Annotated in this window: 9 protein-coding genes; all 9 read left to right on the plus strand. The window is 53.3% G+C overall.

What is annotated here, in order from left to right; all coding sequences use genetic code 11:
- The first annotated feature begins 6 nt into the window (after positions 1 to 6).
- The 9 genes from PORUE0001_RS01735 to PORUE0001_RS01775 all read left to right on the plus strand — a co-directional run bounded on the left by PORUE0001_RS01735 (position 7) and on the right by PORUE0001_RS01775 (position 13,901).
- Complete coding sequence (locus PORUE0001_RS01735) at positions 7 to 1,563, plus strand: ComEC/Rec2 family competence protein (protein WP_232501389.1); 1,557 nt, start codon at positions 7 to 9, stop codon at positions 1,561 to 1,563.
- A 247-nt stretch (positions 1,564 to 1,810) separates the two neighbouring features.
- Entirely contained in the window at positions 1,811 to 4,618 is a 2,808-nt protein-coding gene (locus PORUE0001_RS01740; RefSeq protein WP_007364745.1) for a TonB-dependent receptor, read from the plus strand.
- A 21-nt stretch (positions 4,619 to 4,639) separates the two neighbouring features.
- Complete coding sequence (locus PORUE0001_RS01745) at positions 4,640 to 5,950, plus strand: DUF4876 domain-containing protein (protein WP_007364739.1); 1,311 nt, start codon at positions 4,640 to 4,642, stop codon at positions 5,948 to 5,950.
- Between the two features lie 290 nt (positions 5,951 to 6,240).
- Complete coding sequence (locus PORUE0001_RS01750; protein ID WP_007364751.1) at positions 6,241 to 7,557, plus strand: DUF4876 domain-containing protein; 1,317 nt, start codon at positions 6,241 to 6,243, stop codon at positions 7,555 to 7,557.
- 16 nt (positions 7,558 to 7,573) lie between these two features.
- On the plus strand, positions 7,574 to 9,175 hold the full coding sequence (locus PORUE0001_RS01755) for a DUF6850 family outer membrane beta-barrel protein (RefSeq protein ID WP_232501390.1): 1,602 nt from the start codon (positions 7,574 to 7,576) through the stop codon (positions 9,173 to 9,175).
- Between the two features lie 40 nt (positions 9,176 to 9,215).
- Positions 9,216 to 11,657, plus strand: coding sequence for a hypothetical protein (locus PORUE0001_RS01760; RefSeq protein ID WP_007364754.1), 2,442 nt, complete (start codon positions 9,216 to 9,218; stop codon positions 11,655 to 11,657).
- Positions 11,658 to 11,778: 121 nt separating this feature from the next.
- Positions 11,779 to 12,372 carry a hypothetical protein gene (locus PORUE0001_RS01765; RefSeq protein WP_007364723.1) on the plus strand — a complete coding sequence of 198 codons (594 nt, stop codon included), beginning with the start codon at positions 11,779 to 11,781 and terminating at the stop codon, positions 12,370 to 12,372.
- Positions 12,373 to 12,398: 26 nt separating this feature from the next.
- Positions 12,399 to 12,980, plus strand: a complete 582-nt coding sequence (locus PORUE0001_RS01770; protein WP_007364719.1) for a PepSY-associated TM helix domain-containing protein — start codon at positions 12,399 to 12,401, stop codon at positions 12,978 to 12,980.
- A gap of 36 nt (positions 12,981 to 13,016) precedes the next feature.
- Positions 13,017 to 13,901 carry an ABC transporter ATP-binding protein gene (locus PORUE0001_RS01775; RefSeq protein WP_007364755.1) on the plus strand — a complete coding sequence of 295 codons (885 nt, stop codon included), beginning with the start codon at positions 13,017 to 13,019 and terminating at the stop codon, positions 13,899 to 13,901.
- The last annotated feature ends 5 nt before the right edge of the window (positions 13,902 to 13,906 follow it).

Below are 13,906 nucleotides of genomic sequence, written 5' to 3' on the forward strand. Positions count from 1 at the left end.
GCCATCTTGCACTACCTCGTCCGAGGGCTACACGCCACAATCATGCGCCCAGCATTGGTGACACTCCTGTCGCTAGTGCTGGGCATTTATCTAGGTAGTCTCGGGCTACTAGCAGCGCAGTGGTACCTCCTCGGCATCGCCGTGGCGACGCTCCTCCTCGTCCTCTCTAGGCTTTGGCACAAAGCGCTCCTCGCTGGCTCCGCTTGGTACTTAGTGCTCCTCTGCATGGGAGCTTGTCTGGCAACAATTCCACGGGAACGGGTCGCACAACTTCCACAGCCCAGCGAAGAAACGACCTACCTCGTCACCATCTCCCGCCCGCCCACAGCACGCGAACAGGGCTCTCGTGCCGAGGCTATCATCGAGCAAGCGACAGACCCGAGCGGAGCAACCCTCGTTCGCTGGCGTGGTCAGCGCATCATGCTATACCTATATAATGACTCGCTGCAGCTCACGCCTCGCACTAACTACCTCGTCCGTGGACGGCTCACACCTCTAGATCAAGTCTCCTCGTCAAGCTATCAGCACTACCTCCTCTCACGAAAGGCTTCGGGCGTGCTATCCGCTTCCACAGCAGAAGCTTGCAATGCGCTAAGCACTACCCACTGGTCGCTCTGTGACCAATTACGCTACCGCGCCTACACCCTCCAGCAGCGCATCGGTGGCACCCTAGACGAAATTGACCGACTCACTCCACTACAGCGAGAGACGCTCCGTGCCATCTGCCTAGGCGATCGCTACGAAGGAACCGTCGCAGAGGCACAGTTTCGCTCCGTAGGCGTTGCGCACCTGCTGTCGGTCAGTGGCTTTCACGTTGGGGTCGTCCTGCTACTCATCTACTGGCTCATACGCTACCCGCTCCGACTCATCCACAACGTCCGTACTGCTTACCTCCTGCGCTGGAGCCTCACCCTCGTAGCCGTATGGCTCTACGCTTTCGTCTGCGGACTCTCCATCCCGACACTCCGTGCCTCGCTCATGTTCTCCATCTTTGTCGTGGCTCGGCTCTTGGGGCGCTCCACCGATCGGCTCAACGTATGGGCGCAGGCAGCCGTCCTTCTACTCATTGTCTCACCCTACGCACTCTTTGACGTAGGCATGCAACTCAGCTTCGGAGCGGTGCTAGCCATCTTCGTCACCTGGGGCGCACTCAACCAACGCATCACACCGAGTAGCTCCCGCATCGTCAGCTACCTCTACTACCTCATCGTCACGACCTTAGCCGTACAACTCTTCGTCTGGCCTATCCTCGCACGAAGCTTCGGCAGCACCGCCGTCTGGCTACTCCTCGCCAACCTCCTCCTGTCGCCCCTCGCTACCCTACTCATCATCACGGGACTAGTCACCATGGGACTACTCGCCCTCGGGCTCCCCACGACGCTCCTACCAATGCTCCTCGTCGGCGTGAGCGACCTCACCAGCGGTGCGATGGCACTCCTCGAGCAGCACTTCACCGCTCAGCTCACCATCGCCATGCCACTCTGGCTCTGCGTCGCTTACTACCTCCTCCTCTACGCCTGGGTGCAGTACCTCCTAGCCCGTCCTCGCCCCGTCCGCATCTAACTTTCCGCCCTCTCCGATCGGTATACTCTTTCAGGAAGAGGACAATCCCTTCGTATGACACTCCAGTTTCTCACCCATGAAACTTTAGTTTCTCCCGTATGAAACTCCAGTTTCTCCCGTATGAAACTCCAGTTTCACCCGCATGAAACTTTAGTTTCACCCAAGTGGTACTGATAAATACCTACTCTTGGGTATTTACAGAGGCAAGCAGTGCTGTACCTTTGCAGTACCGCTTTACAGAAACACTATGAAGAAGTCTATCGTTCGCCTACTCTTGCTCTGCCTGCTGCTCCCCATACTGTCGCAGATGCTCTATGGTCAGGGCGCTCGTCATGCCCTCACGGGTGTGGTGTGCGATGCGACTTCGGGTGAGCCGATAGCTTACGCTCTGGTGGCTCTCTCGGCTGAGGGGCACAAAGATGTCGTGACTTACACGGACGATGATGGGCGCTTTGCCTTTCAGTCGGTACTAGCAGGGCGATACCGTCTACAGGTGCGCTACGCAGGTCTGCGCAAGGAGCAGACGATCACATTGCAGCGAGACCAATACTTGCGTATCCCCTTTAAGCTGGAGCAGGTACTAGGCGAGGTGGTTGTGACGGCACAGGAGGGACGGCACCTGACCAGTTCCTCGACGATTGAGCGGGCGGCCATTGATCACCTGCAGCCAAGTAGCTTCTCCGACCTGACGGCACTACTGCCTGGAGGTAAAAGTAGCATCCCTAATATGGGCGGGGTCAACAACCTCTTGCTCCGTGAGACAGGCACGATCAATGTGCAGGGCAATAAGACGAACAACCAAGACTACGCCATCAGTTCGCTGGGGACCCTCTTTATGGTAGATGGGGCTCCGCTCAATACGGATGCGGATATGCAGTACACGGCTTCCTCCTCGGGCTCGCTCCTCGGTGCTGGCAAGGTCAATGTGAATCGTGGTGTGGATATGCGTACGCTGCAGACGGACAATATAGAGCGGGTTGAGTTCATCCGTGGTATCCCCTCCGTAGAGTATGGCAATATAACCTCTGGCGTAGTACTGGTGCATCGTAAGCGACAAGCTTCGCCAGTGCAGAGTCGCTTTAAGGTAGATGGCTACAGTAAGTTGGTCTCTGTGGAGAAAGGCTTTGCCCTCACACCCTCCCAGCATCATATCCTCAATGGGGATGTGAGCTATCTAGATGCCAAGCCTGACCCGCGTGTCCCCTTTGAGACTTATCGGCGCTTGACGGGTTCGCTACGTTACCACGGCACGAGTAGTGACCAGGCGCATAGATGGGAGGTGAGCGGAGACTATACGGGTAGCTTTGACAAGAACAAGATCGACCCCGATCTCTCCTATGGACGGACTGACGAGTACCTCTCAGACTACAATCGCATAGCTCTCACCTCGCGATATAGCTATACCCCGACAGAGCGTACGGGAGGCTTGCAGCGAGTGGAGCTGACCCTCTCAGCGGCTCAGCAGTTTGACTACCTACACCAACGCCGACTGGTGGCTCCAGACCGTATGACGATCACTCCTACCGGTGTCGAGGCGGGAGAGCATCCAGCTACATTGATCGGACGAGAGTACGTGGCGGACTATGTGAGTGATGGCAAGCCACTGACGCTTTTTGCCAAGGGGCAGACCCTATATAATATAGAGTGGGGAAAAGCTTCGCATAGGTTGAAGGGAGGCTTTAACTACGAACTATCCAAAAACTTCGGTCGCGGGCAGGTCTACGATCTCTCTTACCCTCTCTTTCCCAAAGCATGGGACACTCGTCCACGTCCTTACTACCAGATTCCAGCTCTGCAACAGCTAGCACTCTATGCGGAGGACCTATACACGCAACCTCTCGGAGCGCATACGCTCCAGCTAGAGGCGGGCGTACGACTCTCTATGCTCCTAGGCCTCGCTCCGCAGTACACGCTGAGCTATAAGCCTTACCTGGATCCTCGTGTCAACCTGCGCTGGAGCTTGCCCGCCTGGGAGCTATGGTCACGAGACCTCAAGCTATCGCTTGATGCGGGCTGGGGACTGACGACACGTATGCCTACGCTCAACTATCTCTACCCTGACCCACGCTACGTAGACATAACTCAGCTGGCTTACTACGACATCAACGCTCCCTATGAGCGTAGCCTATACTACGTCCGCACTTACATAGAGGACGCGACAAACTACAAGCTACGCGCCACGCGCAACCAGAAGCTGGATCTACGTCTCTCTGCCGAGTGGGGACGCAACAGGATCTCTGTGAGCTACTTCAATGAGCTGATGACTACGGGCTTTAGATACCGCTCCACGGCACAGGTATATGCCTATAATAAGTATGATGCCTCGGCGATCGACTATAGCAAGTTGACAGGACAGCCCGACATCAATACCATCCCCTACACTCCAGCAGCTCGTATCGAGTCAACAAGTCGCCCAGAGAATGGTAGCATGATTCGCAAGGAGGGCGTGGAGCTACAGATCATGACGGAGCGTATCCCAGTAATCAATACGAGTCTGATCCTAGGGGGGGCATGGTTTCGCTCTACCTACTCGAATAGTGTACCGCTCTACTACGCAGTCTCTGGAGTCTATGGCAATGTAATCCTCTCGGATCAGTACCTAGGGCTCTACAACTGGCAGGATGGTTCGGAGAATCAGTCTCTCTCGACCAACCTACTCTTTGACACGCAGATTCCACAGTGGGGACTTATCCTGACGACTGCCGTAGAGAGTACTTGGTTAGTCTCTCGTCGTCGCCTTCCCCAAGATGGTCGGCCGATAGCTTACCTAGATGTGCACGATGGTAAGCTACACCCCTACACGGACGAGTCGGAGCGAGATACCTATCTGCAGCATCTCTTCATACGCTACAGCGATACGCTCTTTAAGCCGAGTCGCATACCCCTAGCTCTTGGGGTTAATCTCAAGGTGTCTAAGCAGCTGGGCAAGCTCTTTACGCTATCTCTTTTTGCCAACAACGTCATAGACTACCTACCCGACTACAAGGTGGGTACCGCTACACTCAGACGTACTGCCACACCGTACTTTGGTATGGAGCTTCGCATTAAGATATAATCAACTCAACAATAGATCTCTATGAAACGATTACTCTACATACTACTCTTACCCGCGCTCCTAGTCGCTGTGACCTCTTGTCGCCCAGACCCTGTCACGCCAGACAACCCCAAGGAGCAAAAGTCCATCACTTGTCTCTTCGAGCGCACACTGCCCGAGGATGTCACGGACTTGACAATACAAGAGGAGCTACTCACGCTACACAACATCACCACGGGTCAAGACGTGGAGCATAAGACGCTAGAAGAAGTCAAGCTCGCTCCTGGGCTGTACAACCTAAACTACACAGCAAACTGTCGCTATAAGCTCAAAGGGGTCTCAATGGAGGGACGACTGGTCGCACAGATTGAGAATCTGGAGGTAACTGACCAAACGACCGATCCACTCAAGCTACGCCTAGAGCTACGCATCGTGCCTACGGTTCAGGACTTCGTCATCCAGGAGATCTTCTTTACGGGCACACAGACTACGGCAGGTAGGCCTTACGTTGGGACTTCGTATGTCATCCTATACAACGGAACAGACAAGGTCCTTTATGCTGACGGGATCGCCTTTTGCGAGTCAGAGTTTAACCCCGCTATCAAGCAGGATTATAAGCCAGACCTGAGACAGACGGACTTTGTGCCACACGCCGTCTATGTAGTCCCAGGCAGTGGTAAGGAACATCCCGTGAAGCCTGGCGAGCGACTGATCCTCTGCGATATAGGTATTGATCATAAGGCAACCAATCCAAACGCTTTTGACCTCTCTAAGGCTAACTTCGAGTGGTATGACGAGTCTAGTGTACCCACACACCAAGACTTTGACAGTCCCACGGTGCCGAATCTAGACAAGTGGTACTGCTACACGAGAACCTTCTTTATCCTCAATAACCGAGGGCTGGTTTCTTATGTGATCGCTCGTATGCCTGTCACTAAGGAGGCATGGCTCAAAGACTATGTCTACGACTATTCATACGTCTTCGTTGGTACGGGCAATGAGGCCAAGAGGTCTTCCTATCGCATCCCTCTAGACTGGGTTATCGATGGTGTGAACTGTAGCGTCGAGGCTATGCACAAGTGGACAATCCTGCCCGAGCGGATAGATGCGGGCTATACTCACTGTGGTAAGGTGGATCGCGATCCAAATCGCTTCTTCCACAGCGTACGCCGTAAGTACCTAGGCAAGGATGCTGAGGGGCGGATGATCCTGCAGGATACCAATAACTCGACCGAGGACTTCAACCCGATGGTCACGGCCTCACTCATTGAGGAGCAAGGCTCTGCTATCGATGCTAAGGGTACGCCCTGCACGACTAAGACCTATGACGGTGTCGTGCCTATTGACAAGTAAAGTCTCTGCTATTAGATTATGGTGCATCATCCTTCTGTATGTCTTAGTAGATCTCTTGCGCTCTTACTCTGCCTCCTAGGTGTGCTCACCAGTTCGCTCTATGGACAGCCATTAGATTTTGGAGCTAAGGGTTTTTGGGATAGTCAGGGCACTCTTCGTGCGCCTTGGCTTTGGGGTACAGCCTTCGCCATGGGTTCCAGACTACATCAGGAGGATTTGCTGCCACACCTTACTGTGGCATGGAGCTACACATCAAGATATAACCTTAGTCACACTCCAACTAGCTCTTTATGAATCGGATCTTTCGACTACTCCTCATCATATCTGCCGTGATAGCGGTCAGCTCATGCCGCCCTGAGCATGGCCGGGCTCCGCTACCTACGGTCTCGTGCGCCTTCACTACGCAGCTCCCCGATGGACTGACAGATCTCTCTGTACTGGGCGAGGAGGTGCACTTGACGAATAAAGCAACGGGAGTGGACACCCGCTACACCTCACTAGACAGCATTGCTGTCACCGTCGGGCTGTACGATATATCCTATACTGTGGAGTGTACCTTCACGCTCCACGGGATACAGATGCGAGGACGGCTCGTCTCTCGACTCGCTGATGTGAGCATTACGGAGCAAGAGGGCGATAGAGCTGTGCAGCTTCTCTTGCCTCTTAGGGTCGTGCCACAGGTAGATGACTTCGTGATACAGGAGATCTTCTTTACAGGGACACTGACTCCCGCAGGCAAGCAGTATCATGGCGACAACTATGTCGTGCTTTACAACGGAACAGACCATGTACTGTATGCTGATGGAATAGCCTTTTGTGAGAGTCGCTTTGTCTCTACGAGAAAGTATGACTACAAGCCCGATATCCGCCATGAAGCTATGGCAGTGCAGGCGGTCTATGTAGTACCTGGCAATGGTAAAGATGTCGCTGTGCCTCCTGGCGGAAGGCTCATACTCTGTGATACAGGGATAGACCATAAGACGAACAACCCAAACTCTTTCGATCTCTCCAAGGCAAACTTTGAGTGGTATGATGTCTCTACCGTGCCTGCCCATCAAGACTTTGACAGTCCTTTGGTACCTAACCTAGACAAGTGGTTTTGCTATACGAAGTCCTTCTTTGTCCTTCACAATAGAGGCTTCAGATCGTATGTTATAGCACGTGTGCCTATTGATATTGATAAGGAGAGCTACCTGAAGGACTATGTCTACAAGTTCACTTGGGTCTTGACACATGCTGGGGTCAGCTACGATATGTCTGGCTCTTGCTATAAGATCCCCAACGACTGGATCCTCGATGGTGTCAACTGTAGTGTCGAGGCAAATATCCAGTGGACGATACTACCTGAGACGATAGACGCTGGCTATACAAACTGTGGCAAGGCTGATCATCAGAAGGATCGGTACTTTCACTCTGTACGTCGCAAATTCCTCGGATTAGATGCGCTAGGTAATCCAATCCTGCAGGATACAAACAACTCAACTGAAGACTTTAACCCGATGGTCACGCCAGCTCTCGTAGAGGAGCAAGGCTCAGCTATTGACGCCAAGGGCACACCCTGCACGACCAAGACCTATGATGGTGTGACACCTATGGTCGCTAAGTAAACATTCCGAGGACTCTATGCTACTAACAACTAGACCTATGGTCATACACTTCAGTCCTCTGGCTCTAGCCTGGACACTGTTGAGTCTCTTCATCGGCAACCTATATGGGCAGCAGGTCGAGACTCAGGCTATCCCTGCAGATTCTGCAGATACATCCACTACGCTTCGCACGCTACTGGAGCAAAGACGACCAGGTTATGACTGTTCGGTATCACCAGCGGTGTCGCCACTCTACTTCTTCTCAGAGCGTGGTAGTCGTACAGACATTTCGCTGGGCGGAGCTGTGCGTCGAGATGGGGGCGAGACGATGGTCCCACAACTAGGCAAGCAGGACATAGATGGATCGGTGCATATCGAGAGCGCTTTGCGTCAGCGCAACAACTTCGCTTGGGGTGCTGCCTCCTACACTTATCGTGCTACGGAGGGGATACGTTTCAACGAGACAACCGACTACCAGCTCCTCGCTCCTTACGTTATGGGAGACACGGCATACACGGCTCGTCTGCATCAAGATCTTTACACCTTTGGGGCGGGTACAGTACATCGCCTCGGCAATTGGCTTCTCTCTTTGAAAGCGGACTACCGTGCCACCTTTGCCTACCGCACGCAAGACCCTCGTCCTCGCAATCTGGCGACGCTCCTAGAGGGGCAGCTAGGCGTCGGCTATCAGTTTGCCGACTATGCGCTCGCCCTAGCAGGTACGCTAGGTCGCTACAAGCAAAACAATCAGGTAGACTTCCTGAGTGAGGTCGGGGTGGCTAGTGAATATCATTTTACTGGTGTCGGGGGAGACTACTATCGCTTTAGAGGCAATAACACGTCCCTCTTTTATCAAGGGATATCGTATGGACTCTCGCTCGGCGTAACCCCTACGGGTCAAGCGCGTCAAGGCTTCTATGCTCTGGCAGCGTGGCATCTGCTGACGACCGACCGAATCATACGCGAGCTCAACAACCTGCCCCTCTCGACACTTCATCTGCACACGCTAGATCTGCAGGCGGGATACACCGCCCGCTCAGCACGACTGGGACGTTGGGGCGTTGCGCTTTACACCCAAGGCGACATACGTAGAGGGACCGTCCACCTCTTCGGAGATCCTAAGGGGAATCTTTACCCACGCATAGCCACCGAGCGGTCATACTATGGGCAGACCTTAGAGTTTGGAGCTAAAGGCTTTTGGGATAGTCAGGACACTCCTCGCACGCCTTGGTCGTGGGGCATATCCACCTCGCTCGGCTATCGACTACATGAGGAGGATCTGCTGCCCCAAGCAGAGCGACTCTTCTACCATCTAGGCGGGACATTGGCTCCTTATGTTAGCTTTCATCGCGGGCAGTACTTTGTCTCTCTGACCCCTACCTATAGTATCTGGGCACAGACGGGACACCCTTCGCTACAGTTAGCATCTCAGCATCAGCCTATACCTACTTATGCTGAGACACTGGAGCGAGCCTTCCAGATAGTTAGTTCCACGCAGATGACCTACGGGCTCTCTATGACTCACGGCTATCAGCTTAGCAGTCGCTATGCGCTGTGGCTCTCACTAGACTACCTCCATACGCAGACCAAGCTGTGTGGTAGCGACTACGGAGCTATACGTTGTGGCATCTCATTCTAATTGTAAAACCAAATAACCAAACAAACTAAATATCATCAGTATGCGAAAACAACTACCAGTATTACTTATGCTCCTCACGCTCTTCTGTACGGCGAGTGTGACGATAGCACAGACTCCAACTGAGGGAGTAGCAAAGAATTTCCTCTGGTACCGTCTTGTCGCCAATAGTGTAGAGCGTATCCAAGTACCTCAGCAAGTGGTCGCCTCAATGGACGGCAATCTCTTTGCGAGCAATATGTTCTACAGTAAGGAGCGCGCTGACTCTAGCTCAGTCTTCAACTATGATGCACCCAACGTTGCAGACAAGGCGGTCTCCTTCGGTGATGATGGAGAGGCTGCCAATGGCAATGTCGCTATCTCCATCTACAAGATGACTCCAGAGGGCAAGCTTCTCTGGCACATCTACAACAGCCGAGGAGATGTTCACTCCAATGTCCACTGTATCACAGCAACTCCAGACGGGGGCTTTGTGACCATCTTGATGGTTCGCGATGCTAAGTCCAAGTCAAAGACCGATGTCGACATCTTGCGTCTTGTTCAGGCTGACGGCAAGCCCTACAACATAGAGATGAAGTCTCGATTTGTCGGAGCGAATGAAGATGCCTCTGCAGGGGCTACGCACCGCAAGGTCATGCCTATCCTTGTCAAGGTTAGTGCTACGGGACAGATTGAGTATCACAAGGCTTTTGAAGTAGATCATAAACCAATGCCTGATGCGACTTACTATAGTTATGGGACCCCTACGGGTTGTGACTTCAAGGGTACGACTATAGACCCCGAGGGCAATGTCTATGTCTGTGGCTTCGTCCGCACGGCCATAACCATCGGCGAGACTACTATCAAGGCAAAGAACAATGTCGGATGGAATGGAGATTCACAAAAAGATATGGGAGACTTCTTCATCCTCAAGTTTGACAACAAGGGCAATCTCGTCAAGACGCTTACCGAGCAGGGAGCCCCCATCGGACGCTCTATGCTCTGTGTCATCAAGTATCAAGATGGTAAGCTCTATGCTACGGGTCGCTTTACAGGAACTAAGGAAAAGACCCCCATCACCATCGATGGCAAGCAACTCATCCCCAGCGATAAGGAGAGCCTTGTCACCCTATGCCTAGACACAGATCTAAAGGTCTCGTGGATCTCTCAGATTGACGTCAAGGCTGTACCCGATCACGGCTGGACGAAGGTCTTTGTCGATGGTGTGGCTGTCGGCAAGGACAAGGTCTACATAGCAGGACGCTGTGCTGGAGCTCTCGTTGATGCCGAGGGGAATGTAATCCTCGAGCAGAAGCTCAAGCAGCACAGAGGCTATGCTCTAGCGCTAGACAAAGCTACGGGAAAGCCCAATGCGAAGTGGCATACGCTACTTCCAGAGAAGGGAATCTCCAACTGTACGGCTATCTCCACGCAAGGAGATCGTGTCATCCTGCATGCCTACGCTCTATTCGGACAGACTTATTACCGAGTGCTGGACCTCAACTTCTCTGAGGGCTCTATACAAGACTATCCTACGGTAAGCAAGGCTTCTGTCTCATTCGGTGGCGATGTAGTCGCCAATAGCTATGTAGCTACATCACGTTGCCGCAATAGTGCTAAGCTCCTTACGACCGAGGGCTATAAGGAGATGACATACAAGGGCTGGTTTAGCCTCTTTGTTGCTCACAAGCTCCCCTTCCCCTCAGTCTCGGCTAGTTGCAAGGCGCTTCACCTATCAGAGGGCAAGGGCACCCTACAGGTCCTAGCGTCTGACCTTAAAGATCCGATCCAGGTGACATGCTCTGGCGAAGGCTTTACGGCACAACTCAAGGAGCTACCCGCTACGGGTGGAGCTCTCGAGATACAGTTCAAAACGGCAGTCACCAAGACGCCCGAAGAGCGTATCGGCAAGCTAACCCTCACCTCTGGCGGTGCCAGCTACGAGGTCTACCTCTACGCAATGACTGAGACAGAGCAGTACATCAAGGCATCTCAGAGCGAGATCAACTTCTCGATGATACCTGTCGGTGAGCATAAGTCTGTCGATCTGACCGTCACTCAGAAGAACCTCATGAGCGCTATCACCTGTACGATCGAGGGTGAGGGTGCTAAGTACTACTCTGTGGACAAGAGCGAGATCGCCATCTCCAATGAGCCTGCCACCCTCAAGGTAACCTACACGCCTGACAAGACCATCGCAGCTAATGCCAAGGCGACAGCTCAGCTCGTCCTAACCTCTGGCGATGTCAAGACGATTGTCACACTATCTGGTCAGACCAATACAGCTGTTGAGGAGATTGTAGCAACCAAGCTCTCTATTGCTACCGTTGCTGGTACGCTCTACGTACATAGTGATGTGGCTCGTCCAGTAGCTATCTACACATCAGCTGGTGAGATGGTCGCACAGCAACTACTCTCTGGAGATATGGAGATCGCACTACCTGCCGGTGTCTACTTCATCCAGACGGCTCGTGAGACCTATCGTGTCTACATCCCCGCCATCTAATCTGTTTCGTCCCTCTTCTCCCTATGTGGAGGAGAGGGACTATCCTCTTTTATAAGCAAATCTGTGAAGCTCTCACTTCACACACTATTATCTCAAAGCATAGTTTTCACACCCAAGCAGTATGAACAATAAACTATCTCTCGTGCTCCTCGCAGCACTACTCTCCCTCGCCCTCATCGGGTGCAATAAGCAAAAACAAGATCAAGATCAGACCGCAGCCGCAGAGATGGAGGCTCCGACCTATATGGATGTGGACGCGCTCCTCGCCTCTGCCGATAGTCTCGTTGGTCAGACGGTTACCGTGCAGGGCATCTGCACCCACCTATGCAAGCATGGCGCTAAGAAAGCCTTCCTCATGGGTAGCGACGACACCAAGGTGATCCGCGCTGAGGCTAGTGAGGAGATGGGCGCCTTTGCCCAGGAGTGTATCAACAGTATAGTCTCCGTCACAGGACAGCTTGTTGAGGATCGTATCGACGAGGCTTATCTGCAAAACTGGGAGGAGCAACTCAAAGCTCAAGCCGCCAAAGAGCATGGCGAGGGCAAGGCTGGCTGCGCCAATGAAAAGAAGGCTCGTGGCGAAACGGCCGACACGCCTGAGGCGCGCATCGCAGACTTTCGCAAGCAGATCGCTGAGCGCGAAGCTAAGGAAGGCAAGGCATACCTCTCCTTCTACCATATCGATGCTACAAGCTATAAGATAGAGCAGCAGTAACCCACATCTGGAACTGACAAGACTCTATGAGAGTAAACTTCAAGAAAGTAGGTAGGAGCGTACGTCGCTGGAGTAGATTACTACACCGTGACCTCTCCTACCTACTTGCTACGCTTATATTCATCTATGCCCTATCGGGTCTCTACATGAATCACCGAGACTCGATCAATCCACACTACATCATCACCCAGCGAGAGTATCAGATCCCGCTAGAAGAGCTACAAGCTACTGGACGCCTGGATGCGCCAGCCGTCCGTAAGCTCCTAGACGATATAGACCTGTCGGGGAGCTATACCAAGCACTATTACCCCGACGACCATACGCTCAAAGTATTCCTCAAGGGACGTGCCACCCTACTCATCGACACCTCAACGGGGGTAGCCGTCTACGAGTCGATCGAGCGACGCCCGCTCATCAGCTCTATGACACGCCTACACTACAATCCAGGGCGCTGGTGGACGATCGTCGCTGATGTGCTAGCCATCGGGCTCATACTCATCACCCTCACGGGACTACTCATCGTGCCTGGGCGACGTGGACTCATAGGACGTGGTGGCATCCTCCTACTGATCGGGCTGGCGGTACCACTGCTCTTCCTCTTCCTATAAATGTAGTCGGCCAACCCCTTATACCACTTAACTAACATGGACAACTTAATCGAGTGTCACAACCTGACCCACTACTACGGCAAGCGACTGATCTACCGTGATCTATCCTTTGCCGTGCCTCGTGGTCGCATCCTCGGTCTGCTTGGCAAGAACGGTACTGGCAAGACCACCACAATCAACATCCTCAGTGGCTTCCTCCGCCCTAAGTCGGGCGTCTGTCGTATCCTAGGCGAAGACATCACCCGCATGCCTGACCGACTAAGACAAGACATCGGGCTACTCATCGAGGGACACGTTCAGTATAGCTTTATGACTATACGGCAGATAGAGCGCTTCTACGCACCTTTCTATCCGAAGTGGCGTAGGGAGGCTTACTACGAGTTGATGGAGCTACTCAAGGTCACCGAGAGGCAGCACCTCAGTCGTATGTCTTGTGGCCAGCGCTCGCAGGTCGCTCTCGGACTGCTCCTAGCGCAAAACCCCAAGCTACTCATCCTCGATGACTTCTCCATGGGACTAGACCCCGGCTATCGAAGGCTTTTTGTAGACTACCTGCATCACTATGCCAAGGAGCAGGGCACCACGATCTTCCTCACCTCCCACATTATTCAGGATATGGAGCGCCTGATCGATGACTGCATCATCATGGACTACGGCTCTATACTCCTGCAGCGCCCAGTCGCTGAGATCCTAAGCGAAGGGCGCCTCTACAGATGCACCCTCACGGACGATCGTCCTCTCCCTGAGATTGACGGACTGTACCACCTTGAGGCGCACCATAGAAGTGGAGAGTGCTACTCATTTCTTCCCTTGCCAGAGGTCGCCGAGCGACTCACTCAGGCTGGTGTATCCTACCAAGACCTCACGGCACACGAGACGACACTCGAGGATGCCTTCATAGGACTCACTGGTAAGTATTAACGCTA

Origin of the sequence: Porphyromonas uenonis 60-3, from assembly GCF_000174775.1 — a bacterium.
GTDB lineage: Bacteria > Bacteroidota > Bacteroidia > Bacteroidales > Porphyromonadaceae > Porphyromonas > Porphyromonas uenonis_A.

Excerpts from the sequence above, each read along its gene's own strand:
- PORUE0001_RS01755 (WP_232501390.1), top strand. The coding sequence starts at position 7,574 with ATGCTACTAACAACTAGACCTATGGTCATACACTTCAGTCCTCTGGCT.
- PORUE0001_RS01775 (WP_007364755.1), top strand. The coding sequence starts at position 13,017 with ATGGACAACTTAATCGAGTGTCACAACCTGACCCACTACTACGGCAAG.
- PORUE0001_RS01765 (WP_007364723.1), top strand. The coding sequence starts at position 11,779 with ATGAACAATAAACTATCTCTCGTGCTCCTCGCAGCACTACTCTCCCTC.
- PORUE0001_RS01760 (WP_007364754.1), top strand. The coding sequence starts at position 9,216 with ATGCGAAAACAACTACCAGTATTACTTATGCTCCTCACGCTCTTCTGT.
- PORUE0001_RS01770 (WP_007364719.1), top strand. The coding sequence starts at position 12,399 with ATGAGAGTAAACTTCAAGAAAGTAGGTAGGAGCGTACGTCGCTGGAGT.
- PORUE0001_RS01750 (WP_007364751.1), top strand. The coding sequence starts at position 6,241 with ATGAATCGGATCTTTCGACTACTCCTCATCATATCTGCCGTGATAGCG.
- PORUE0001_RS01740 (WP_007364745.1), top strand. The coding sequence starts at position 1,811 with ATGAAGAAGTCTATCGTTCGCCTACTCTTGCTCTGCCTGCTGCTCCCC.
- PORUE0001_RS01745 (WP_007364739.1), top strand. The coding sequence starts at position 4,640 with ATGAAACGATTACTCTACATACTACTCTTACCCGCGCTCCTAGTCGCT.